Here is a 22,750-nt window from a genome sequence, read left to right on the forward strand (position 1 = left end):
ATGCCGCACGCCACACCCGACACCCACAAGGTCCGCCTAGACCTCCACCCTGACCACAGCAGCGCCGTGATCGCCACCATCAGCAGCCCCGACCGCTACCTCGCCCGCGCCGTGCTCGCCGAGTACGGATTCCGCCCGACCAGCGACGACAGCATGGTCCTGGCCCGAATCGACCACGACGAACACCACCATGCCGAGAAGGCCGCCTTCGCCCTCCGTGAGAGCGGTGCAATCGTGGAGATCACCGCCGCCCTCCAGGAGGAGATCGACACCGAGTGGACCTACGGCAACGCCCCAACGCACTGGCAGTGGCTGACCCGGGAGGAGATCCGCGAGGCCACGGGTGAAGCCCAGCGGATCCACGACGACATCGCCTCCGGCCGTCTCGTCATCCACCTCCACGCCCGGGACAACTGGACCACCCTCGCAGTGGGCACCTACACCGGAGGCAGGAGCGTCCACCTCCACGGAGAGGACCATCTGCGCACGGAGGAGGATTCGGACTACGCCTCCGAGGCCGAGGCCGACTTCCATCGCCGCCACACCGTTGCGGTCCGACCCGGACCAGCCCCTCTCACCGACATCGAGCAGGCCGCCAACGACGCCCTGGTTACGGCGCCGCCGTCCACCACACCTGGAGCAGCGCCGGCGACCCCTGCGGCTGAGGAGGTGCCACGGCTGGTACCCGTGTATGCCAACGGTCCTGGTGACCACGAAGCCCTTCTCAACGAGTTCTTCGCGACCCACGGGGAATGGGAGAAATGGCGCCCGCACGACGAGACCACCATCGCGAGCCACGAATCCCTCACCCTGCGCGTCGAATTCCTTCACAGCGCAGCCCAAGGCGACAGCCTCTGGACGATCGCCGCCTACGAATCGCCCGTCGGTGAACGCCTCTGGCACGCTACCGCCACCCCAACCACCCCGGTCGAGATCATCCGCGTCCTCCTCGACAGCCTCAGCACCGAGGACTCCTGGGGCCTGGGGCCTGCCACCCCCGTCAAGGAGGAGAACCTCGCCCAAGCATCCCGCCCCCTAGAAGACACGGGCTGGCCTCTGAAATGCGGAGCCCGGCTGATCGACTGGACCGCACCCACGGCCGACGGGGCAGGCCTCCGCTTCGACACCCACGTCAAGCAGGGCAACCCGCTGCCGGCTTGGACCATCTGGGGCGGCAACACGGCCGACAACCCCACATGGGCCATCCACCTCTCCACACACGCCCCCACGTCCCTCATCCAGGACGTCACCTTCGAACTCGCTCACGGCTACAGCAACGGACCGCCCCCACTCCGCGCCACCGGCGCAGCCCCTAGCCTCATCCATCCGCCGGTTGCGGTCCCGCCCCCGGCCACATCGCACCGCCCGGCTTCCAGGCGCTGAAGGGGCGCCCGCCATGGAAGGGCGCCCGCCCTCACGAACCATGGCGGGCGCAACCGGAGCCGATTAAGCATCCGAGCCCTGCGCCACCATCAGCGACAGCAACTCCGCCAACCGTGCAGGCCGAGACGTTCGGTTAGTCCACGACCTCCAGGTTGATGGCGGACGCCTTGCCGTTCTTCTGGTTCTCCTCGATTTCGAAGAGAACCTCCTGGTCGTCATCAAGGGTGCTGAGACCTGCCGCCGAGACGGCGGAAATGTGGACGAAAATGTCTTGGTCGCTGCCCTCCGGCTTGATGAAACCGAACCCCTTGGTGGTGTTGAACCACTTCACTCGTCCTCGCTGCATGCGCCCATACGTGCCCATGCCGACGATCATGAAACTCACTCGGATGGGTAAGTCGTTGACGGGTTGGTCGCAGTCGGTTTCCCGAGGCTCGGACAGCCAACACGCAGGCCGCCACCGTCACGCCCGGATGCACACGCCGAAGAGCTACTGTCTGAGTGAGACCCCGCCGAATCCCCCCCTCGGCGGGGTCTCACTGCGCATGCAGCGCGGCCGTTGAGCCGCGGCTATCGCGTCTTCCCGGCCACGGCGCTGCGGCTCTCAGATGGCCGTACCCCGTCGAGATCCGGGTGGAGCATCGGACGGCCAGGGGCAACGGAGGCCTCCTATGTATCAGCGGTTTCACAAATTCCGAATTCCCGAATTCGCCGCATGATGGAAGGACACCGCCACCCCTGTTCGTACGACGAAAGGCCGACGCCGCTGCTTGAACCACAACTTGACGCCTCCGCCGACCGTGCGGTCACGCAGCCTCGTAGGCCTGCCGCAGCAGTGGCTCCGCTCGGCCGAGATCACGCTCCGTGCGCAGCCGGACTTCGAGGTCGCCCGTTCCGTGGTGGCCGATCTCGCTGACGTCCCGGGTGAAGCCGGGGATGAGGTCGACCTCCTTCGGTGACAGGCGGAGGGTCATGACGACTTCCTGCTGGTGGCCGTGGCTGACGCAGGCGAAGTTCCGCAGCGTCCGGTACGCCCGGTACTGCTTGCGGTCGATGCGGCTCACGTCGTCACCGAGTCCCAGGAGGAGCTCCTCCAGTGCGGCCCGCAGGTCCGAGACGCCGGCGTTCTCCGCCGGCCTATCCCCTTGGGCTGTCCTGCGCTGCCGGCGGTCGTTTCGGACTGCTCCGTCGGCGACGACGGAGGCGACCGGCTCAAGGGCCAGGAGGTCGTTGCCGAAGTAGCTGTAGCGGACCAGGTCGATGCTGCGCCGGATCTCGCGTACGGCGTGGACGTCGTAGCGCGTGAAGTCCTCCGCGACGCAGATCAGCCTGGGCGCGCTCCACAGGACCTGGTCCGCGGCCCCTTCCCCGAGCCGGTCGCGGACCAGGTGCTGGAACTCCGCTTTGTGGTCGACGAGCCACGAGAGGTAGAAGAGGCCCTGCGTGATGACGCCGGCGTCCCGCCCGCGCTTGTACTCCACGACGACAGGCGAGCCGTTCTCGTCGATACCGAGCGAGTCGATCCTGCCCCCGTGCACCGGCCCCGTGCTGTACTCGCTCGCCAGGAACCGGACGCCGAGCAGGAGCTCCATGTTCCCCTCGACCACGTCCTGCAGATGGCGCTCAAGCTCCGCCGGCCTCGCGGTGATCTCCACCGCGCCCCCACCGTTCACATCGAACAGCCTCAGTCTCAGCACCCCCATGCATCGCTGTATCCAGGGGCCACAACAGCGGTGGAGACCGAATTGTTTCCGCCTCGACCCTCCGGGATGTAAAGATCCTGTGAGAGGCTGAAAGCCGGAGCCGATCGCCCCACACGTACCCTTGTGGCACATGTGTGGCACAGCACCACACGGCTCGTGTTCGGAAGCTGCGTTTTCGCAGGTCAGCCCCCGTAGCTCAGCGGATAGAGCAGGCGCCTTCTAAGTACCTTCTCCACTGCGGTCGCGATGCTCGTCGGCCTTACTCACGCCCAGCACCGAGCACCCTCCTCACCCACTTCTGCACGCTGCTGGCCCGCTCCCACAGCGGGGCCGCCTCGCCGGTGAAGTAGGGCTTGAACGGCACCATCCCAGCGTTGACGAACAGCAGCGTCGGGTCCGGGGTGGGCAGGGGCCGGCCCGCACCGTCCGGGCGGCTCGAGGAAGCCGGAAGGCGACGTGGACGATGAAAGCGGCGACGAACACCCAGGCGCCGTAGAAGTGCAGGGTGTAGAAGGAGCCCGGGAAAACGTAGTCCAGCTGGATGTTCAGGATCCCGGTGGCGAAGGTGAAGCCCGCCCCGCCGACGAGGAGCAGGAGCGAAAGCCGTTCGAGCGCGTGCGCGGCCGAGCGCAGGGGCGGCCACTCGAAGAGTTTGGGGATCACCGACCACAGCTTGGCGGCCCCGGTGGCTGCCCAGCCGCCCTTGCCCGGTCGACCGCCCCGCGTACCCGCGCGGCAACCGGGACCCGCGCGGGCGGTGCGGGTGTCGTCGGGGTCGATGGCGGCCGCGCGGCGCCGTCCGGGCGGTCCCCCGGGCCGTCGCTCGCGTCCACTCGGCACACCTCCGTACTTTTCCTGCGGAACAGGCGGGCCTGTTTTCAGGAAAACATCGCGCATCGAAGGCTCCCGCCCCACGCGTGACACGCACCGCAATCCTTACGGCTCGCGGCCGCACGGATGGCCGCATTCGTCGCACGATCTGACCTTCCTCCCCGATCAGGTGAATTGGGCCGTCCAGGCCCCGCTCCGTCACGAACCTGCCGTGGATGCGCTCGCGGTCGACGCCTGCGCGGATATGTGCCGATGTGTGACGAGAGATGGGGCGTGATGGGCGCGAGCCGTATCGATTCCAGGTTGCTGGGCCGGCTGACCGAGCAGTCGCAGGATGTGAACAGCACCGCGATGCGCATGACCGGATCGGCGTTGAGCGAGGTCGGGGGCCGGGTTTCGCGGGAGGACGTCATGGCGCTGCAGACCGCGGCCTCCTTGGAGAACCTCGCCGTCGGCGTGTATCAGCAGGCGGCCGGCCTGCCGTTCATCAAGAACGGCAACAAGACGGTGGCGGCGTTCATCGCCACCACGATCAGCCAGCACGGTGCACACGCGCGGGCGTTCAACGCGGCGGCGACCAAGGCGGGCGGGAAGGCGCAGACGGCGCCGAACGCGAAGTACGCGGCGATCGTGAAGAAGGCCCTGCCCGGGATCAAGGGGCCGGCCGATGTGGTGGCGCTGGCGATCACTCTGGAGGACGTCGCCGCACAGACCTATACGAAGTACACCGGGGACGTGCGCGACGCACGGCTGCGGTCACTGTTCGCCTCGATCGCGCCCGTCGAGGCGCAGCACCGGGCGGTGCTGCTGGCGGTACGGGCCCTGCTGGGTACCGGAAGGCCGGAGTTGATCGCCCTGCCGACGAGGGTCGCGGCGCTGCCGGCCGCGGCCGGTTCGGTCGGTTTCCCCGAGGGTTTCTACCCCGTGAAGAACGCTTCCCCGATCTCCGAAGGAGCCGTCAAGTGAGCACCGCGAAGAAGGGCCGGCGCGACTGGGAGCTCGGCATCGGAGAGCGTGAACTGGACCTGCTCACCAAGGACATGGAGGAAGCACACCTCGGCACGCTGGCGGCCATGCACACCGGTGCGGCGGAGCTCGTCGGGGAGATCAGGGCGGCGGACGCGGACCGGCGCCGGTTCCTCGCGGGTGCGGGCATCGCGGCCGCGGCTGCGGCACTGGCGCTGGCGGGCGGGGTCGGCGCGAAGGCTTACGCGATGGCCCCGGGGGCTTCTGCGGCTGCCGCGCCGAGCCCCTACCAGGGCGACCTGAAGGTGGTGGCACTCGCGGCAGCGCTGGAGAACCAGGCCGTGGGCGCCTATGGCGCCGCGCTGAAGGCGGCGGGCGCGGGCAGGCTCGGCAAGGTGCCGCCCGCGGTCGGCACCTTCGCGAAGACCGCGATGGACCAGCACGCCGCGCACGCCAAGGCGTGGAACGCGGTACTGACGGGGGCTGGGCGTCCCGCGATCACGGGGGTGCCGCTGTCGAACCAGCCCGCCACCCTCAAGGCCCTCGGCCGCGCCGAGAACGTCGGCGCCGTCGCCCGTCTCGCACTGGCTCTGGAGGAACAGGCCGCACAGACCTATCTGTTCGCCGCAGGCCACGTCAGCAGCCCGGCGGGCATCAGGACCGCGGCCAGCATCGCCCCTGTCGAGGCCATGCACGCCGCGATCCTCCACTTCGTCCTCGGCGAGTACCCCGTCCCCGACGCCTTCCTCCAGACGGACCGGGCCGCCAAGCCCACGCTGCTGACCGTCTGAACCCGCGCTCGCCGGGCGCCGCCGCCTCCGCGTGCCGCGGCGCCCCTTCACCCGGGCCGAACGCGTATAGCGACCCGTACCCGGTCGGTCCTGACCCAGTGTCCGCTTCTGCCCCGAAGGGCCGATTCGTCATGCCCAAGCACAGCTCCGCCCAGGTCTCGCTCCCCGTCGCGCTGCGCTCGGCCGCCGCCCGGGCCGCATGCGCCGCGCTCGCCCTCGCCAGCACGTTCCTGGCCCCCGCCAGCGCCCAGTCGGCGCCCGTACGGGCCGCACCGACCGCCCGCATCGTGATCCAGGACTTCAGCTTCAGCCCTGCGTCCCTCACGGTGGCTCCCGGCACGGTCGTCACCGTCGTCAACAGGGACAACGCCCCGCACACCGTCACCGGAACCGACCACGCCACCTTCCGCACCGGAAGGATCAAGGCCGGCCGCAGCACCACCTTCACCGCCCCCCGGACCCGCGGCACGTACTCCTACATCTGCGACATCCACCAGTTCATGTCCGGCACCCTCACCGTCCGCTGACCCCCGGGAAACAGCCATGCTCCACCTCCCCCGCGCCACCGGCGAGCACCTCCTGGGGCTGTTCCGGATCGTGACCGGGTTCCTCCTCGCCTGCCACGGCGCCGCCAAGCTCTTCGGGCTCTTCGACGGCCGCCCGGCGCCAGTGGGCATGTGGCCGTACTGGTGGGCTGGCCTGATCGAGCTCGGCGGCGGAACTCTCGTCACCACCGGCCTGCTCACTCGCCCCGCCTCGCTGCTGTGCTCCGGCGCCATGGCCTATGCCTACTTCACCGAACACCAGCCGCACGGCCTCCTCCCCCTGCAGAACGACGGCGAGAGCGCCGCCCTGAACTGCTGGACCTTCCTCGCCCTCGCCGTCCTCTCGCCTGCAGCGCTCTCCCTCCCCAGGGCCTGCCGACGTCTCGCGTCCGCCATGCGGTGGACGAGGACGGCAACGCCCGAGCCGGTCGCCCCATAGCCCGTCCGGCGAGCCGTGACGCCGTCCGGGTGGTCTTGACGCGTTCGGCCCGTCCGCACACCAGGCAGCTGCGAACCACGTCCGGATCCCGCACCAGTCCGGCACGGGATCACCTTCCAGATCAGGAGCATCCATGCGTACGCGCAAGAGCACCATCGCCCTCTCGGTCGCTGTGGCCGCGGCCCTGTCAGCACCGGTTCTGGCCTCGGCCGACGGCGGGGGCCGGAACGGCATGGACCGCATGGACCGCGGGGCCCTCACCGCGGTCGGGCTGACCTCCGACCAGCGGCTGGTGGAGTTCATGGTCGACCGGCCGTCGAAGACCATGTCGATCGGCAAGGTGTCCGGTCTCATGGGCGACGCCAAGATCGTCGGCATCGACTTCCGCGTCCAGAACGAGAAGCTCTACGGCGTCGGCGACAAGGGCGGCATCTACACCCTCGACACCGGCAACGCCAAGGCCATGAAGGTCTCCCAGCTCACTGTCGCCCTCTCCGGGGCCCGGTTCGGCGTGGACTTCAACCCCGCCGCCAACCGGCTGCGCGTCATCAGCGACACCGGCCAGAACCTGCGCCACAACATCGACGACAACGCCGCCCCGCTGACCACCACCGTCGACGGCCCCCTCACCAACCCGACGACGCCTCCCTCGACCGCCATGGGCGTCACCGGAGCCGCGTACACGAACAACGACCTCAACGCGGCCACCGCCACCTCGCTGTTCGACATCGACACCACGGCCGACCGGATCTCCCTCCAGTCCCCCGCCAACGCCGGCACGCTCGCCCCGACCGGCAACCTCGGCGTCAACGCCGGCCCCGACGCGGGCTTCGACATCTACTTCGCCCCCAAGCAGGGCACCAACCAGGGCTTCGCCGCCCTCAACACCGGCAACACCTTCCGCCTCTACGGGATCAACCTGCTCACCGGCGCCGCCCACGACATGGGCGCCTTCCCCAGGGACCGCCAGGTCACCGACATCGCCCTGCCCCTGAACCAGAGCTGACGGACATCCGGGTCGTGGCGGGCCGTTCAGCGGCGCGTCCCACCACGACCCGGAAGGCGACCGGCTGCCCGGAACACCCAGGAGCCCTTGAAGTTGACAAGGTCGTCGAAGCCATCAACCAAGGTTCCTTTTCTTACGATATAGGCGTTTCGTCCGCACAGTACGCTCGTTGTACGTTCATGACTGATCCCGTGGTGAAAATGGCCGCCGACCGGCTCGCTCAGGTCTTCCTCGCGCTGAGGCGCAGCGCCTGCGGTGAAGCTCAGGCGGCTGCCAGGACACTCCTCGCCTTCACTGAGAGGCCCGGACAGCGCGTACGGGTGCCCCAATCGACGGTCACGCGGGCAGAACGGGCCCTGCGGGAAGTACTGGAGCGGGAAACCCGAGATGGGCACCGCCTTCACCTGACCCAGCTCGCCGGATACCTGGCCGGTGTATCACCGGATGAGCGCCGTGATCACGTCCTCCCGGCGGCGGCTACGACCGGCCACCCCTGACCGACGACCCAGTACAGGCCGGCCTCACCGGCTCGGGTGAAACTCCGTTACACGTGCGCCCTGCACGGCGCGGTCCGTCCCGGGCCACTGCGGACCGAAGACCTGGCGTCGGGCCGCTTCGAGCCCCGGAACGTGTACGCCGACCACGAAACCGAGCCGCGAGCACCTCGCCGCCTAGTGGGCACGATGCACGGAGGGGCGGGCGGACTCGCTCCGCTTCCACAACGCGTACGGGCCGGGCATGCCGCGCGACACTCCGTACGCCGGCGTGGGCTCCTTCTTCGCTCCTCCCTGGCCCGGGGCGAGGCTCCCCAAGTCCTTGAAGACGGAGCGCAGCGGCGGGGTGGGCTTCAGGGAGGGAATGACCGAGTTCGCGCGCGCCGGCCAGTGCACCTCGGCGGGCTCGGTCCGCTGAGACAGCATGCCGGGCCGCTCGGGCGGGGACCGGCAGCGTGAGTTCGCAGCAGCATCCACCGGGGACACCGTGGACGTCCGCGCGCCCGTCAAGGTCTTCGACGATGACCCGGACGGCCGTCGGCCGTCCGGCCCCGACCGCCTGCATCGGGCACGTCGTCCGCGTTTCGTAAGCTCTTGCGGCCCGATTCTTTGCCTTCCGGTTCCTACGGTGTGGAGGGTGACTGATTCTGTTTGCCGTCCGCCTCTCGCGGACCTCGTACTGCCCTGCCTCGACGAGGCCGAGGCCCTCCCCTGGGTACTGGCACGGGTGCCGGCCGGGTGGCGCGCCATCGTCGTCGACAACGGCTCCACCGACGGTTCAGCGGACATCGCGCGCGAGCTCGGCGCCACCGTCGTGCACGAGGCCCGGCGCGGCTTCGGGGCCGCCTGCCACGCCGGGCTGTTGGCGGCCCGCGCCGAACTGGTCTGCTTCTGCGACTGCGACGCCTCCATGGACCCCGGACTGCTCGCGCCGATGGCCGCGCGCGTCGCGGCCGGCGAGGCGGACCTGCTGCTCGGCCGCCGACGACCGCAGGGTCGGGGTGCCTGGCCGGCCCACGCCCGCGCGGGCAACGTCGCCCTGGCCCGGATGCTGCGCGGCCGCACCGGACTTCGGCTGCACGACCTCGGTCCGATGCGGGTCGCCCGGCGCGAGGCGCTGCTCGGCCTGGACCTGACCGACCGGCGCAGCGGCTACCCCTTGCAGATGGTCGTACGGGCCTCGGACGCCGGCTGGCGGGTGGCCGAGACGGACGTCCCCTACCTGCCCCGCTCCGGCAAGTCCAAGGTCACCGGCACCTGGCGGCGCACCTGGCACGCCGTGCGGGACATGCGCCGGGTCCTGGCCGAGCCCCCGATCGTCCGTACCGCACCGGCCGAGGAGGTCGCCGCGTGAACACCCTCCTCGTCATCGCCAAGGCGCCCGTCGCGGGCCGCGTCAAAACGCGGCTGACCACGGCGTTCACCCCGCAACAGGCCGCCGACCTGGCCAGGGCCTCGCTCCGCGACACCCTCGACGCGGTCCTCGCCACTCCGGCCGGGCGACGCGTCCTGGTCCTCGACGGACAGCCCGGTGCCTGGATCCCGGCCGGCATCGAGGTCGTCCCGCAGAGCTCGGGCGGCCTGGACGCCCGACTGGCCGCCGCCTTCGCCCTCGCCGGGGGCCCGGCCCTGCTCATCGGCATGGACACCCCGCAGGTCACCCCCAGCCTGCTCGCCCTCGGGCTCGACTTCACCGAGGCGGACGCGTGGTACGGCCCTGCCGAGGACGGCGGGTTCTGGGCCCTGGGCCTCGCCGAACCCGACCCGGCCCTGCTGCTGGGTGTGCCCATGTCCGTACCGGAGACGGGGAAGGTGCAGCGGCGCCGGCTGACCGACGCCGGTCTGGCCGTGCAGGACCTGCCCGAACTGTGCGACGTGGACACCCCCGCCGACGCGCAGCAGGTCGCCGCCGCCGCGCCGGGGACCCGCTTCGCCGCCCTGTACACCGGACTGTGCGCGGTGACCTCCCGATGACCGCGCAGCTCACCGAGCGCGCCACCCGCACCTGGCAGGCAGACCCGTACGCGGACGCCCTGCGCACCGGACGGGGCCCGCTGTACCTCCGCCGCCGGGACGGCTGGCTGCTGCCGCTGGAGGTCGAGCGGTGGTGCGCCGAAGCCGACGCGGCCGACGGCACCGTGCTGGCCCGCTGCGCCGGTCCGGTCCTCGACATCGGCTGCGGCCCCGGCCGGCTGGTCGCTGCACTCGCCCGGCTCGGGAACACGGCCCTCGGTGTGGACCTCACCCCGGAAGCGGTCGACCGGACCCTGCGGGCAGGGGGCGACGCCCTGTGCCGCTCGGTGTTCGACCCGCTGCCCCAGGAGGGCCGTTGGGGCACGGTCCTCCTGATCGACGGCAACATCGGCATCGGCGGCGACCCCGGAGCATTGTTGCGCCGTACCGCCGAACTCACCGCCCCCGGCGGATCCCTGCTGGTGGAGGTGGCCGACGCCGACGTGGACGAGCGCGTCGAGGTGTACGTCGACAACGGCAACGGCGGTCGCGGAGCGTCCTTCTGGTGGGCCCGGCTCGGAACCCGGGCCCTGATCACAGAGGCCGCGGACGCGGGCTGGACTCCGTACGGCGCCTGGCAGGAGGAAGGCCGGCGCTTCGTCCACCTCCGGCACTGACGGGCCATGCAGGCGGGCGCACCGGGGCGCCCGCCCGCGTGGACGGGCTCTCACAGGGCGCCGGAACACCTTACGAAACACGGACGTCCGGGGCGCCAACAGCCCGTGGAGGGCGGCTTCCTGGGAGCCTTCGGCGGGTGAACCCGCCTACCACCCGCACCACCCGAACCGTGATCACCAGCGCCGTCCTGGCCGCCCTCACCGCCGCCCTCGTCCTCACCGTCCGGTACGGGGGGTTCTTCAGTGATCCCGTCGGGCTGTTCTGGTGGTACGCGGCCTGCTGGGCACTATTCGCCACGGCCCTGGTCACGCTGCGCCGCGTCCCAGCCGGATCCGTCGTGCCGCTGCTCCTGGCGGGGGCCGTGGCCGTCACGGTGACCGGGCTCCTCGGGCCGCCGCGCACCAGCACCGACTCCTACCGCTACGCCTGGGACGGCCGGGTACAGTCCGCTGGCATCTCCCCGTACGACCACATCCCGCAGGATCCCGCGCTCGTCCGGCTGCGCGACCCGTGGCTCTTCCCCGAGGGCTCCACCTGCTCCGGCCCGGACCTGGCGGGCATCCCCCACACCGGCACGGCGCCCCGCTGCACCCGCATCAACCGGCCGGCCGTCCACACCATCTACCCGCCCGTCGCGGAGTTCTATTTCCTCGCCATCGACGCGCTCTCGCCCTCCGGAGCCCGGCACAAGCCGCTGCAGATCGGCGCCGGCCTGATCTCCCTCGGCGTGACCGGCACGCTCCTGCTCATCCTGCGCCGACGCGGCGCAGACCTCCGCAAGGCCGCGTACTGGGCCTGGTGCCCGGCCGTCCCCCTGGAGGCCGTCAACAACGCCCACATCGACGCCCTCGGCGTGCTCCTCGCCATCGCCGGACTCGGCCTCGTCGCCTCCCGCGCCCAGACCCGGCGAGCAGCCGGTGGCCTGCTCATCGGCGCCGCCATCGCCACCAAACTCATGCCCGCCGTCGTCCTGCCCGGCGTCCTCTCCGGCGTCCGCCGCATCCGCGACGCCGCCGCCGTGCTCCTGCCCGCAGCGGCGTTCACCGCACTCGCCTACCTGCCGTACGTCCTGATCTCGCACCAATCGGTCTTCGGCTACCTCGGCGGCTACGTAGAGGAAGAGGGCTACGACGACCCCTCGGCCGGCTCCCGGTACGCGCTCCTGCGCCTCGTACTGCCCGACGACTGGGCCTTCCCCGTCCTGCTCGCCGCCGTCGCGGCGGTATCCCTGTACGTGATGTGGCGCGGGGACCCACGGCGCCCCTGGAGCGGCGCCCTGCTGGTCACCGGCTGGGCCTTCGTCCTCCTCACCCCCGGCTACTCCTGGTACGCCCTGCTCCTGATCGCGCTCGCCGCCCTGGACGGACGCTGGGAATGGCTCGGCATCCCCCTGGCCGGTGCAGCCGTCTACATCCTCGGACCGACCTTCGGCTACGGGGCAGCGCTCGCCTCCATCGCGTACGGGGCCGCCGCGGCCCTCGTCGCGGTCACGGCCTGGTGCCGGCACCGAGGCGCCGGGACCGGCGCCAAAGCCTCCCAGCGGCAATCTGCACGCCGTAAGACTTCCGTATGATCCCTTTTCGGCTTTTTTGATACTTGGTCCACCACCATGGATGGCATGGACACCAGCGTGCACAACCTGGCAGTGGACATGACCCTGACGAACATCGGGTGGTTCGGGATCGTCGGAGTTCTCATCGTCGCCGTCCTGATCGCCGCGTTCGTCCTCGGCGCGAAGGTCCGGGCACACGAACCCCCTCCCCCCACACCCGACAGCCAGCCACACCTCCCGGCCGGCGGGGCCGTCCACGAAGTGCGCGAGCAGCCCGAAGACCGCGAGGCGAGGGGCTTCCCCGCCGGAGGCCTCAGCCCGCACCAGATGGGCGGCTACGGCAACGGCGGCTCCACCACCCGCCCCCATCCCGAACAGCCCCTCCCCGAGGGTGAATCCGCCGTCCATCACCGCGGCGCCTGACCCCCTGCCGATGGGCAGAGATCTTGAGACTCGGGGAGTACGAAGGAGGACCGACCCCAATGGCCACAGTCACGCAGGACCAGACCAGGCGCGGGCGCGGCGTCGTACTCGACGACCACCTCCCCCTCGACCACCGGCTGGGCCGCGTCTACCGCGGTGGCGCCGGACTGATGGGCGCCTTCCTCGTCGTGTTCGGCGTCCTCGGGCTGATCGACCGGATCGGGTTCTTCAGCACCAGCGGAAGCATGGTGATGGGCCTGGGCAGCAACGGGGCTCTGAGCGTGGCCTCCGTCCTCGTGGGCGGCCTGCTGCTCGCCGGTGCGGTCATCGGCGGGAACACCGCATCCACCGTCAACATCATCGTGGGCGTAGCCTTCCTCGCGGCCGGTTTCGCCAGCCTCGCCGTGCTGGACACCCGCTTGAACGTGTTCGCGTTCCACCTCCAGAACGTGCTCTTCAGCTTCGTCACCGGCCTGCTGCTGATGACCTTCGGCATGTACGGCCGCGTCAGCGGATCTCTGCCCCACGACAACCCGTACTGGCGATCCCGTCACCCTCGGAGCTGACCTGTCCCTGCATCCGGTCGGGTTCACCCTCACTCGGAGTTCGTCGCGTCCTCCCGTACGTTTTCGGTTTCGGAGTTGCGGATGGTGAGGGCGGCGTTGATGAGGCCGATGTGGCTGAAGGCCTGCGGGAAATTTCCGAGGGCCTCGCCGCTGGCGGTGTCGACTTCCTCGGGGAGGAGACCCACATCGTTGGCGTGGGCGAGGGCGTTCTCGAAGGCCTGCCGGGCGCGGGCGCTCTGGCCGGTCAGGGCGAGGGCCTGGGCGAGCCAGAACGTGCACAACAGGAAGGTGCCCTCGTCGTGGTCGATGTCGTCCTCCAGATAGCGGCGCACCAGGCCCCGTGAGTCCGTCAGCTTCCCGGCGATCGCCTCGACGGTGGAGCGCACGCGGGGGTCGTTTCCCGGGAGGAAGCCGGTGAGGGGCAGCATCAGCGCGGAGGCGTCGAGGCGGCGGCTGCCGAACGCCTGCGTGAACGCACCCACCTGAGCGTTGTAGCCCTGGTCCTCCATGGTGTCGCGGATCTGTTGGCGGATGTGCTGCCAGTGGGAGACGCGGTCGTGGGCGTCGAGGGCGGGGGCGAGGTCGATGGCGCGGTCCAGGGCGACCCAGCACATGAGTTTGGAGTGCAGGAAGTGGCGGGCGGGGCCGCGGCCCTCCCAGATGCCCTGGTCGGGATCCGCCCAGCGTCTGGCGGCGGCCTCGGCACACTGGCGCAGGAAGGTACGGACCGGCGGGTCGAGGAGTTCGCCGTGGGGCAGCGTCTGGTGAGCGGCGTCGAGGAGTTCCCCGTAGACGTCGAGCTGCCGTTGGCGCCAGGCGTCGTTGCCGACGCGCACCGGGCTGCTGCCCCGCCAGCCCGACAGGTGCGACAGCGTGCGTTCGCTCAGGTCGCGCTCGCCGCCGATGCCGTACATGACCTGGAGGTCGACACCGCGCTCCAGCTGGGTGGCGGCGGCCTGCGCGAGGAAGGCGAAGAAGTCGGCCTTCTCCTGCTTGCAGGCGCCGGTGGCCAGGGCCTGGAGGGTGAGGCTGGCGTCGCGGACCCAGGTGTAGCGGTAGTCCCAGTTGCGGGTTCCGCCGATGCTCTCCGGGAGCGACGTCGTCGCCGCTGCGACGATCGCCCCGGTCGGCGTGTAGGTCAGGGCGCGCAGCACCCGCCCGCTGTGGCGGACGTGTTCTTGTCAGGGGCCCGTGTAGGCGGCGTGGAGTGTGGACCAGGACCGCCAGCCCGTTTCGGTGTCGGCCAGCCGGCGGCGGATGCGGCGCGGGGACCACGGCTTGGGAGCGGATCCCCAGGCCGGCTCGGCGCTGAGCGCGAAACCGAGGCGGTCCCCGGCCTTCAGGGTGACTCCGGCGTGGGCCGTCGATCCGTCCAGGCTGAAGGCGAGGTCGGTGGCGAGCATCAGGACCTGGGCGCCTCCGCGGGCCAGCAGGCCCCCGCGGACGGGCCTCATGACGGGCTGGATCAGCCCGAACTCCGGGCGCGGGGCGAACTCCACGGTGATGTCGACCGCGCCGCTCGTACAGGTGACCTGGCGCAGCAGCGTTCCCGGCGAGGAGGTCCCCATGGCGTGCCCGCGTTCGCGGCGGCCGAGGGCCAGCGCGTCAACGAGCACCGCGGTGCCGGTGGGGGTGCGGAAGGTGGTCTCCATGACCAGGGTGTCGGGCAGGTAGCGACGGCTCACCTGCCCCGGAGTACCGGCCGGGCGGATCGACCAGTGACCCGCGTCCTGGTCGAGGAGCCGGGCGAAGACCGCCGGGCCGTCGAAGCGCGGGAAGCACAGCCAGTCCACCGACCCGCCCGAACTCACCAGCGCAGCCGACCGGCAGTCCGAGAGCATCGCGTAGTCGCCGATGGGGCGCTCGCTCACGTTGCCGCTCCCGTTCCGACGGCCCCCGGGACCGGGGCCGATTCCGACGCACGCGATCCGCAGGTCGGGCGGTGTCCTTGCACGAAACGGCACTCCCCGCTCCGAGGCCGGCGACGTGACGGCAAGCCCCGGAGCAGGCAGTGGCCGTGGTGAGCCGCAGCCACCCATCCCGGGGTGACCAGAGCCCCGCCGGGAGACACCCCGTGCACGGGTTCGAAGCGATACCGCACCGGGGACGCACCTGCCGTCACCCGTTCGCCTGCGATCCCGCGCCCGGTCGCCCATCCGATGCTCCCGGCAGGCGGCCTTCGGCAAGCCGACCTAACGTCGACCGGGACCGCACCGCAGACCACGTCGCCCGCCGCGCAGGAACCAAATTGTCCGTCCGGGTACCTCCGGCGGACAGTCCACGAAGGGCAGGAGGACGGGTGAACACCGCCGCTTCGATGCGGACCAGCGGCCTTGAGCCCTGGCAGCGGGGCCCGTACGCCGATGCGCTCTGCGCGGCGGAGGGCGGCCTCACGCTGCGGGATGCCGAGGGCTGGTGCCTGCCCCTGGACGTCCACCGCTGGTGTGCGAAGGCCGACGCCGCGGACCGGGGCGTCGTGGACCGCTGCGCGGGCCGGGTCCTGGACATCGGGTGCGGGGCCGGGCGCCTCGTCGTGGAAGCATCCCGACGAGGGCACCGCGTCCTGGGCATCGACGTGTGCCCGACCGCCGTCATCTCCACGGTCTGCCGGGGCGGCAGGGCGGTCAGCCGGTCTGTATTCGAGCCGATCCCCGACGAGGGCCACTGGGACACGGCGCTCCTGGCCGACGGGAACATCGGCATCGGCGGGGATCCGGGCCACCTGCTGGAGCGCGTCCGGGGCCTGGTCCGGTTCCGGGGGCTGCTGATCGCGGAGACCGCTCCCTGCGACGTCGACGAGCGGCGCCGGGTACGGATCCACGCCGGCCAGACGGCGAAGGGCCCCTTCTTTGCCTGGGCCACGGTCGGCTCCCGGGCCCTGGTCCTGCACGCCAGGAAGTCGGGCTGGACGCCAGTCGAGCAGTGGACCGACGCATCGGTGTCCGGCGAGCGTCACTTCGTGGCCCTGCGGGCCCGCTCCTGAGCCCTGGCCTCCCTGTGCGTGGTCTGCAGGTGCCTCCAGGTGAGTGCCAGCCAGACGATCGCCGAGGCGATGAACAGGCCGGCGGTGATGAGGAGCCAGCGGGCGAGGAATCCGTCCGCGGACAGGGCGGTGGAGGCGGTGTAGTGGCCGCCCTTCTGAAGGATCAGCGGCCACCAGACGAGGAACAGGACGCCTGAGATGAACGCCGGGACGCGCAGGTGGTTCACGCTGGGACGCGGCACGCTCCCGGGCGCGGCGGTCCGGCCCCGGTAGAGGAGCTGGGCGGCGCGGTCCGTGAGCGAGTACGCCGGGAGAAGGACCAGGTCGTGGAGGAGGGCCGCGCCGACGAACCAGATCGCCACGCCCATGGTGTCGCCCTTGAGCAGGCGGATGCCGGCGTAGAGGGCGAGGGCGAAGCAGGCCAGGGTGAGCAGGAGGTGGAGCGGGGAGGCGCCGTAACGGTGGCGGAAGGCCGCGGCAGCCCCCTTGGCGGGGTGGTTCATGCGGGCTCTCCGAAGGTGAGGCGGGTGACCCACTTGGTGTTGTGGACGCCCGGGGCTGCCGGGATGATCACGCGGGCCGGGTAGCCGTGGTCCGGGGACAAGTCGGCCCCGTTCACGCGCACGGCGAGGAGCGATCGGTCATCGCGGGCCTGGTTCGGGGCGAGGACCACGGAAGAGAACGACCCGCCGCGCTGCACGGACTCGACCAGCACCTGCGGGGTGTCGGTGCCGAGTCCGACGAGGGCGGCGAGGTCGGTGAGCCGTACGCCGGACCACTGCTGGTCGGGGGTGGACCAGCCTTCTACGCAGGCGATCGGCAGCGCCGCTTCGCGCTGCTCCATCGCCAGCAGCATGTCCCGGGTCAGCACCTCCTGGCGGCCCCCGCCACGGACCGTCAGCCGCCAGGCGGGACCGATGTCGCTGGGCCGGATCCCGCTGGACGCGGCGGTCTTGTTGATCTGGAACCCGTTCGGGCCGGTACCCGGATCGCGGCCGTGGGGGGCCAGCAGAGCGGTCTTGCGCCACCAGCCGCCGATGCTCTGGCCGGCCGTCACCACCAGCAGGGCCAGCGAGCCGGCGCCCACCATCGCGACCGCGCCCCGCCGCGAGATCGTCGCCGGTGCCGGGCGGGGGGAGACAAGCCCGGCAGCCTCCACCGAGTCCGGCGCGGGCTGGAAGCCCCGGCCGGCGCGGACGGCGCGGACGGCGCGCGGCAGCCGGAACGCGACGTGGACGACGAACGCGGCGATGAACACCCAGGCACCGTAGAAGTGCAGGACGTAGAAGGAGCCAGGGAAGACGTAGTCCAGCTGGATGTTCAGGATCCCGGTGGCAAAGGTGAAGCCCGCCCCGCCGACGAGGAGCAGGAGCGAGAGCCGTTCGAGCGCGTGGGCTGCGGAGCGCAGGGGCGGCCACTCGAAGAGTTTGGGGATCACCGACCACAGCTTGGCCAGGAGGACGGGAACGAGGACCACGCCGAGGACGGTGTGCACGCCCTGCGTCAACCGGTACAGCCAGTACGGCGAGGTGGGCCAGGTGAACAGGTAGAACCCGAGCCAGCCCTTGTCGGGCGTCTGGTCGTTGCGCGGGGCGAGGTCCGGGTTGTAGGCCGCGTACGACAGCAGCCCCGTCACGAAGAGCACGATCACCCCGACCAGCAGGATCAGTCCGAACACCCCGGTCAGCCACGGACCCCGCAGCGGACTGCGCCAGAACCCCGGTCGTGCCGGGCCCGGCGGCGGACCCGCCGCCCGTGCCCGGCCGACCGCATCACGCACCCGCTCGGCGACCGGTGTGCGCGGGAGCTTCGAGGAGGCAGACGGCCTCTCAGGCCCACCCTCCGGCTGGTCACTGCCGGCGCTTGCATCCATCCGTACATCTCCACAGGTATCCGGCTCATCGGGCATGAGCGTCTGGGAGAACATCCCGCGCGCACGCCTTCGCCGGACTCGTGACACGCAGGTCGGATCCTTACGGTCCGTCCCACCCGTCGGAGGCACGCTGCGGCAGCCGGGACATTGCCGACGCCGAGCCGGTGGAGTAGACGGTTTCGCTCGCCCTGACCAGGGCGAGCTGCCGCCGGACCTCACCTGCGTCGGGTAGCGCGGTATGGCATCTCGGGGAAGTGTTCGGCCAGATGCGGGGACGGTTCCCCCTTTCGAGGGAACAGGCCGATGGAGGCCAAGCCGCCCTGTCGTACCTCAACGAAGAGGGGGCACAGGCCCGATCTCGGGCTCATCGGCGCGTACGCGTCACTTGACCAGCAAGGAGAGCCACCCATGTCCCGTGTTCTTAAGAGTGTCGGCCTCGCGCTCGCAGTAGGCATCGCCGTTGTCGGTGGCGCGTCCGCCGCATCCGCCGATGCCGGAGCCTCCGGCGCGGCCATCGGCTCTCCGGGTGTCCTGTCGGGAAACCTGATCCAGGTTCCGATCCACATCCCGATCAACGCATGCGGCAACAGCGTCAGCGTGATCGGCCTGCTCAACCCCGCCTTCGGCAACACCTGCATCAACAGCTGAAGTCCTGAGGTGCCCTTCGCCCCGGCCTGGGTCATGGCCGGGGCGAAGCAGCCGTTCCATTCACCCGGTCGACACCCGGAACGAGGACGCCGCAATTAACCAGGATCGCGACACGTCACCAGATCACGAATTACTCCACCTTTAGACCAGTAGCAGCCGCATTTTCTTGGCCGGTATGCAGGTCCGAAATTCTCACACCCAACAGAAGAATCGTCACTTCATGGGAATTCGGATGGGCTGCTCGGGCATCTTGTCAGCACCAGGGGCCGTCTGGTTCTCTTTCCACTGCGATGCGCTCGCGGAGGCGTCGTCGTCCGCGGGCAAGAAACCTCGTCGACGAGGTTGCTCCAGGCCGGCGGGTGCCCCGAATGCCTGGTTCTGGCGGGGCAGGCGGCCGTCCGGCGCCTGTCCGGCATGCTCATGATGCGAAGGGGATCTTCGTGGCAGGCGTACCCGAACTGGGTTCGGTGGTGGGCGACTTCGCCCTTCCGGGCGGCGAGCTCATAGGCTCATCGTTCGAGCGGCGCGACTTCGAACTGTGCAGGCAGCGCGGCAAGCCCCTGGTCCTGGCCTTCTACCCGGGGGATGACACGCCGGTCTGTACCCGCCAGTTGTGCTCGTACTCCGGAGGGCTGGAGTCGTTCGCCGCCGTCGGTGCGCAGGTGTGGGGCATCAGCCCTCAGGGGGTCGACAGCCATGAGGCGTTCGCGCGGCGCCACGGCCTGCGCATGCCGCTGCTGGCGGACGAACAGCGAGTCGTGAGCCGTTCGTTCGGCATCACGGCTCCCGGGATCGGGTTGCGGCGGGCCGTCTTCTTGATCGCTCCGGACGGCACCTTGTACTGGAAGCACGTCTCCTTGCTGGGGGTCACATTCCAGAGCGTGGCGGCCCTGTCCCGCGAGCTGGCTGCCTTCGCCTGACCTGGTTCACGTCCAGCCGCCCCCGCCCCGGCCCGATCCCTTGCGGCGGGGGCCGGGGTTGCGATCACTTGGCGAGGAAGTCGGTCAGGTGCCGGTTGAATTCCTGGGCGTGAGTGAGGTTCAGTCCGTGCGGGGCTCCCTCGATCAGGGCGAGGGTGCTGCCCGGCAGGGCTTCGTGGGACCGCTTGCCGCTGACCTCGAAGGGCACGATGGCGTCCTGGGTGCCGTGGATGATCAGGGTGGGGACGTCGATCCGGGCGAGGTCGTCACGGAAGTCGGTGCGGGCGAAGGCGTTGATGCAGTCCAGCGTCCCCTTGGGTGAGGCCGCCTCCGCCAGGTGCACGTGATAGCGGTGCTGGGGCGCGCTGACGAGGTCGGTGTTCTCGCCGGCCTGGAAGAAGCCGGTGACGAAGCCCTCCAGGAAGGCGGGCCGGTCGCCGCGGACGCCGTCCTCGAACTGGGTGATCGTGGCGTCGTCGAGTCCGCCGTCCGGGTTGTCGGCGCTCTTGTGGAGGTAGGGAGGCACCGCTGCGGCGAGGACAGCTTGGCGGACGCGGCTGCTGCCGTAGTTGTGGAGGTAGCGGACCACCTCCCCGCCGCCCATGGAGAACCCGACCAGCGTGGCGTCACGGATGTCGAGATGCGTCAGGAGGGCGTCCAGGTCAGCGGCCAGGGTGTCGTAGCCCTCCCAGGGCTGGGTGGAGGAGCCGAACCCGCGCCGGTCGTAGGTGATCACTCGGTGGCCCGCCTCGACCAGTGGACCGACCTGCGGCTCCCAGGAGCGGCCGCTCAGCGGCCAGCCGTGGACGAGAACGACTGGGCGGCCTTGGCCGTAGTCCTCGAAGTGGAGCTCGACACTGCGGCCCTTGTCTGCACTTACATTGATGCGCGGCATGCTGGATTGACGCCCTTCGTGTGGTGGTGCAACGCGTGTACCCGGACCATGCCCCGGCACGGCACGATTTCACTCACCGCAGAACATCCAGGGCATTCTCATCCTCATCATTCCATCGACACTTGTCGTCCTGCATTCACCGGCAAAGGCCATAAATCCTTGTTGCGAACTGGTTGCAATAATACGATTGACCTCGATCGGCCTAACCCATCGACTGCGTGTTGTAGCGAATGTGGAACCCCCTGGAGTTTCTGTGAAGAGGCTGTGGCCAGCGGATTTGCGAATTCGCGACGGAGTTCCCTCTCGACTTCGAAGGGAAAGTGGTCACGGGGTGCGGGTGCCGCGTGCTTTCCTTCGCTCGGCGCGATCTGAGCGCATGGCAGTAGGCCCGGTCGGCGGGCCGGGCTGCTGCTGATGCCGCCCGGGCGTGCTGTCCGACCGAGTGGTCATCCCACCTGAATGCCCCTGTCCGGCTGCGCCGGTGTGCGCGGCGCGACGGGGTTCGCAGTCGAGAGGAACACCCTTGAAGTCCATCTCCGCACGGCCCCGTTCGCGGCGTGTGCTCGACCAGTCCCTGCTCGTCCTGGGCGCCGGCGCGCTCGCGACCAGCCTGGGTGTCCTGACGCTGGCGCCGGGAGTCAGTTCCGCCTCCAGTCACCGTGAGGCGCCGCTGATCGCGGGCGACCCGCGTGCGGACAACACCGACGTGTACGCGTACACGAGCCTGGACCGCCCCGACTCGGTGACGCTGCTGGCGAACTGGATCCCGTTCGAGGAGCCCAACGGCGGACCGAACTTCTACGCGTTCGGCGACGACCTCCGCTACAACATCAAGATCGACAACACGGGTGACGGTGTCTCCGACATCACCTACACCTGGCGCTTCCACAGCAGCTACCGGGATGACGCCAACCAGTTCCTGTACAACACCGGTCCGGTCACCTCGCTGACCGACCCGGACCTCAACTTCCGCCAGGTCTACGACCTGGTCGTCTCGAAGGGGAACGAGAGCAAGGTCCTGCTCTCGAACGTCCCCGCAGCGCCCTCGCGTGTCGGCCCGGCGTCGATGCCGAACTACGCCGCCCTGCGCAACCAGGCCATCCGTAACCTGCCCGGCGGCGGCGGCAAGACCTTCGCCGGTCAGGCCGAGGACCCGTTCTTCGCCGACCTCCGCGTGTTCGACCTCCTCTACGGCGGGAACCTGTCCGAGCGCGGCCAGGACACCCTCGCCGGCTACAACGTCAACTCCGTCGCCCTGCAGATCCCCAAGAAGGACCTGGCGCTGAAGGGGAACCCCGGCCGCAACCCGGTCATCGGCGTGTGGTCGACCACCGACCGCCAGGGCGTGCAGGTCTCCGACTCCCGCGACAAGCAGCACGGCGACAAGTGGAAGCAGGTCTCCCGCCTGGGTAACCCGCTGGTCAACGAGGTAGTCGTCCCGCTGAAGTACAAGGACGCCTTCAACACCCTCAACCCCGACCAGGACCGCACCGTCCAGCCGGTCGTGGACAAGGTCCTCGACCCGATCCTGCCCAAGCTGATCCAGCAGGTCTACGGCATCCCGGCCCCGCCGGCCCCCCGGCGGGACCTGTTCGAGATCTACCTGACGGGCATCTGCAAGGCGTGCGGTCCCATCCAGGCCGACCTCAACGCCCACCGCCTGAACAAGGACGCGCGGCTGAAGCAGATCGTCCCGGCGGAGGAGCTGCGCCTGAACATGGGCGTGCGCCCCAACCCCAACCCGAACCGGTACGGCGTCCTCGCCGGTGACCTGGCCGGCTTCCCCAACGGCCGCCGCCTGACCGACGACGTCATCGACATCTCCCTCCAGGCCGTCGAAGGCGCCGCCCAGACCGGCCAGCTCGTCCCGGCGCTCGCCGACGGCGACCAGGTCGACGCCAACGAAGTCCCCTTCGGCACCTCGTTCCCGTACCTGGCGCTGCCGCACACCAAGTCCGTCAACAGCGGCCCGAACGCGCCCGAGCGGTCCGGGAACGTGAAGACCGGATCCGTCGGCGCACTGGGCGCCGTACTCCTGGGAATCGGCGGCTACCGCCTGCGCCGCAACCGCAAGACCAGCTGACCCCACCACTCCGGGCGG

At 70.2% G+C, this 22,750-nt stretch carries 23 protein-coding genes and 3 pseudogenes; 17 read left to right on the forward strand and 9 right to left on the reverse strand.

Annotated elements, in window-relative coordinates:
* Entirely contained in the window at nucleotides 1–1,383 is a 1,383-nt protein-coding gene (locus tag OG389_RS05275; protein WP_328297291.1) for a DUF317 domain-containing protein, read from the forward strand.
* 133 nt (nucleotides 1,384–1,516) lie between these two features.
* Here OG389_RS05275 and OG389_RS05280 read toward each other — a convergent pair whose 3' ends face one another.
* The 4 genes and pseudogenes from OG389_RS05280 to OG389_RS05295 form a co-directional block, all read right to left on the reverse strand.
* Nucleotides 1,517–1,729 carry a cold-shock protein gene (locus OG389_RS05280; RefSeq protein ID WP_328297292.1) on the reverse strand — a complete coding sequence of 71 codons (213 nt, stop codon included), beginning with the start codon at nucleotides 1,727–1,729 and terminating at the stop codon, nucleotides 1,517–1,519.
* Nucleotides 1,730–2,189: 460 nt separating this feature from the next.
* Complete coding sequence (locus tag OG389_RS05285) at nucleotides 2,190–3,086, reverse strand: DUF5655 domain-containing protein (RefSeq protein ID WP_328297293.1); 897 nt, start codon at nucleotides 3,084–3,086, stop codon at nucleotides 2,190–2,192.
* A 286-nt stretch (nucleotides 3,087–3,372) separates the two neighbouring features.
* Nucleotides 3,373–3,498 (reverse strand): annotated as a pseudogene (locus tag OG389_RS36710) (alanine--tRNA ligase-related protein); the annotation flags it as partial.
* A pseudogene (locus tag OG389_RS05295) lies at nucleotides 3,498–3,764 on the reverse strand (molybdopterin-dependent oxidoreductase); the annotation flags it as partial. The pseudogenes OG389_RS36710 and OG389_RS05295, both read right to left, overlap by 1 nt.
* A 405-nt stretch (nucleotides 3,765–4,169) precedes the next feature.
* On the opposite strand from OG389_RS05295, the gene OG389_RS05300 reads away from it, so the two are divergent.
* The 12 genes and pseudogenes from OG389_RS05300 to OG389_RS05355 all read left to right on the forward strand — a co-directional run bounded on the left by OG389_RS05300 (nucleotide 4,170) and on the right by OG389_RS05355 (nucleotide 13,330).
* Entirely contained in the window at nucleotides 4,170–4,883 is a 714-nt protein-coding gene (locus OG389_RS05300) for a ferritin-like domain-containing protein (RefSeq protein WP_328297295.1), read from the forward strand.
* On the forward strand, nucleotides 4,880–5,674 hold the full coding sequence (locus OG389_RS05305) for a ferritin-like domain-containing protein (RefSeq protein ID WP_328297296.1): 795 nt from the start codon (nucleotides 4,880–4,882) through the stop codon (nucleotides 5,672–5,674). Before OG389_RS05300 ends, OG389_RS05305 begins: the two co-directional genes overlap by 4 nt.
* 131 nt (nucleotides 5,675–5,805) lie before the next feature.
* Nucleotides 5,806–6,201: a cupredoxin domain-containing protein gene (locus OG389_RS05310; RefSeq protein WP_328297297.1), complete on the forward strand. Its 396-nt coding sequence runs from the start codon at nucleotides 5,806–5,808 to the stop codon at nucleotides 6,199–6,201.
* Nucleotides 6,202–6,217: 16 nt separating this feature from the next.
* The gene (locus OG389_RS05315; RefSeq protein ID WP_328297298.1) at nucleotides 6,218–6,658 is read left to right on the forward strand and encodes a DoxX family protein; all 441 of its coding nucleotides are present in this window, start codon (nucleotides 6,218–6,220) and stop codon (nucleotides 6,656–6,658) included.
* 133 nt (nucleotides 6,659–6,791) lie between these two features.
* On the forward strand, nucleotides 6,792–7,664 hold the full coding sequence (locus tag OG389_RS05320; RefSeq protein WP_328297299.1) for a DUF4394 domain-containing protein: 873 nt from the start codon (nucleotides 6,792–6,794) through the stop codon (nucleotides 7,662–7,664).
* 542 nt (nucleotides 7,665–8,206) lie between these two features.
* Nucleotides 8,207–8,503, forward strand: a pseudogene (locus OG389_RS05325) (NAD-dependent epimerase/dehydratase family protein); the annotation flags it as partial.
* 292 nt (nucleotides 8,504–8,795) lie between these two features.
* The gene (locus tag OG389_RS05330) at nucleotides 8,796–9,512 is read left to right on the forward strand and encodes a glycosyltransferase family 2 protein (protein ID WP_328297300.1); all 717 of its coding nucleotides are present in this window, start codon (nucleotides 8,796–8,798) and stop codon (nucleotides 9,510–9,512) included.
* Nucleotides 9,509–10,132 carry a TIGR04282 family arsenosugar biosynthesis glycosyltransferase gene (locus tag OG389_RS05335; protein ID WP_328297301.1) on the forward strand — a complete coding sequence of 208 codons (624 nt, stop codon included), beginning with the start codon at nucleotides 9,509–9,511 and terminating at the stop codon, nucleotides 10,130–10,132. The genes OG389_RS05330 and OG389_RS05335 overlap by 4 nt, the downstream gene beginning before the upstream one ends.
* The gene (locus tag OG389_RS05340; protein WP_328297302.1) at nucleotides 10,129–10,788 is read left to right on the forward strand and encodes a class I SAM-dependent methyltransferase; all 660 of its coding nucleotides are present in this window, start codon (nucleotides 10,129–10,131) and stop codon (nucleotides 10,786–10,788) included. Before OG389_RS05335 ends, OG389_RS05340 begins: the two co-directional genes overlap by 4 nt.
* A 170-nt stretch (nucleotides 10,789–10,958) precedes the next feature.
* Nucleotides 10,959–12,362: a glycosyltransferase family 87 protein gene (locus tag OG389_RS05345; RefSeq protein ID WP_328297303.1), complete on the forward strand. Its 1,404-nt coding sequence runs from the start codon at nucleotides 10,959–10,961 to the stop codon at nucleotides 12,360–12,362.
* A gap of 45 nt (nucleotides 12,363–12,407) precedes the next feature.
* Nucleotides 12,408–12,764 carry a DUF6479 family protein gene (locus OG389_RS05350; protein WP_328297304.1) on the forward strand — a complete coding sequence of 119 codons (357 nt, stop codon included), beginning with the start codon at nucleotides 12,408–12,410 and terminating at the stop codon, nucleotides 12,762–12,764.
* Between the two features lie 59 nt (nucleotides 12,765–12,823).
* A complete protein-coding gene (locus tag OG389_RS05355; protein ID WP_328297305.1) occupies nucleotides 12,824–13,330 on the forward strand; it encodes a DUF4383 domain-containing protein in 507 nt (168 codons plus the stop codon).
* 29 nt (nucleotides 13,331–13,359) lie between these two features.
* Here the strand turns inward: OG389_RS05355 and OG389_RS05360 are convergent, their stop codons facing one another.
* Entirely contained in the window at nucleotides 13,360–14,484 is a 1,125-nt protein-coding gene (locus OG389_RS05360; RefSeq protein WP_328297306.1) for a glycoside hydrolase family 15 protein, read from the reverse strand.
* A gap of 27 nt (nucleotides 14,485–14,511) precedes the next feature.
* On the reverse strand, nucleotides 14,512–15,201 hold the full coding sequence (locus tag OG389_RS05365) for a trehalase-like domain-containing protein (RefSeq protein ID WP_328297307.1): 690 nt from the start codon (nucleotides 15,199–15,201) through the stop codon (nucleotides 14,512–14,514).
* A gap of 428 nt (nucleotides 15,202–15,629) precedes the next feature.
* Between OG389_RS05365 and OG389_RS05370 the strand changes: the two genes are divergently transcribed.
* The gene (locus tag OG389_RS05370) at nucleotides 15,630–16,313 is read left to right on the forward strand and encodes a class I SAM-dependent methyltransferase (RefSeq protein WP_328297308.1); all 684 of its coding nucleotides are present in this window, start codon (nucleotides 15,630–15,632) and stop codon (nucleotides 16,311–16,313) included.
* On the opposite strand, the gene OG389_RS05375 is transcribed toward OG389_RS05370, so the two are convergent.
* Together OG389_RS05375 and OG389_RS05380 are read right to left on the reverse strand one after the other, a co-directional pair.
* Complete coding sequence (locus OG389_RS05375) at nucleotides 16,283–16,816, reverse strand: hypothetical protein (RefSeq protein WP_328297309.1); 534 nt, start codon at nucleotides 16,814–16,816, stop codon at nucleotides 16,283–16,285. The two genes, OG389_RS05370 and OG389_RS05375, sit on opposite strands and share 31 nt — an antisense overlap.
* Nucleotides 16,813–18,186, reverse strand: coding sequence for a molybdopterin-dependent oxidoreductase (locus OG389_RS05380; protein ID WP_328297310.1), 1,374 nt, complete (start codon nucleotides 18,184–18,186; stop codon nucleotides 16,813–16,815). Before OG389_RS05380 ends, OG389_RS05375 begins: the two co-directional genes overlap by 4 nt.
* Before the next feature lie 408 nt (nucleotides 18,187–18,594).
* Between OG389_RS05380 and OG389_RS05385 the strand changes: the two genes are divergently transcribed.
* Both OG389_RS05385 and OG389_RS05390 read left to right on the forward strand, forming a co-directional pair.
* Entirely contained in the window at nucleotides 18,595–18,834 is a 240-nt protein-coding gene (locus OG389_RS05385; protein ID WP_267803936.1) for a chaplin, read from the forward strand.
* A gap of 440 nt (nucleotides 18,835–19,274) precedes the next feature.
* Nucleotides 19,275–19,754: a peroxiredoxin gene (locus OG389_RS05390; RefSeq protein ID WP_328297311.1), complete on the forward strand. Its 480-nt coding sequence runs from the start codon at nucleotides 19,275–19,277 to the stop codon at nucleotides 19,752–19,754.
* A 64-nt stretch (nucleotides 19,755–19,818) separates the two neighbouring features.
* On the opposite strand, the gene OG389_RS05395 is transcribed toward OG389_RS05390, so the two are convergent.
* The gene (locus tag OG389_RS05395; RefSeq protein ID WP_328297312.1) at nucleotides 19,819–20,649 is read right to left on the reverse strand and encodes an alpha/beta fold hydrolase; all 831 of its coding nucleotides are present in this window, start codon (nucleotides 20,647–20,649) and stop codon (nucleotides 19,819–19,821) included.
* A 523-nt stretch (nucleotides 20,650–21,172) separates the two neighbouring features.
* Between OG389_RS05395 and OG389_RS05400 the strand changes: the two genes are divergently transcribed.
* Nucleotides 21,173–22,732 carry a DUF4331 domain-containing protein gene (locus tag OG389_RS05400; RefSeq protein ID WP_328297313.1) on the forward strand — a complete coding sequence of 520 codons (1,560 nt, stop codon included), beginning with the start codon at nucleotides 21,173–21,175 and terminating at the stop codon, nucleotides 22,730–22,732.
* The last annotated feature ends 18 nt before the right edge of the window (nucleotides 22,733–22,750 follow it).

Source organism: Streptomyces sp. NBC_00435, from assembly GCF_036014235.1.
GTDB lineage: Bacteria > Actinomycetota > Actinomycetes > Streptomycetales > Streptomycetaceae > Streptomyces.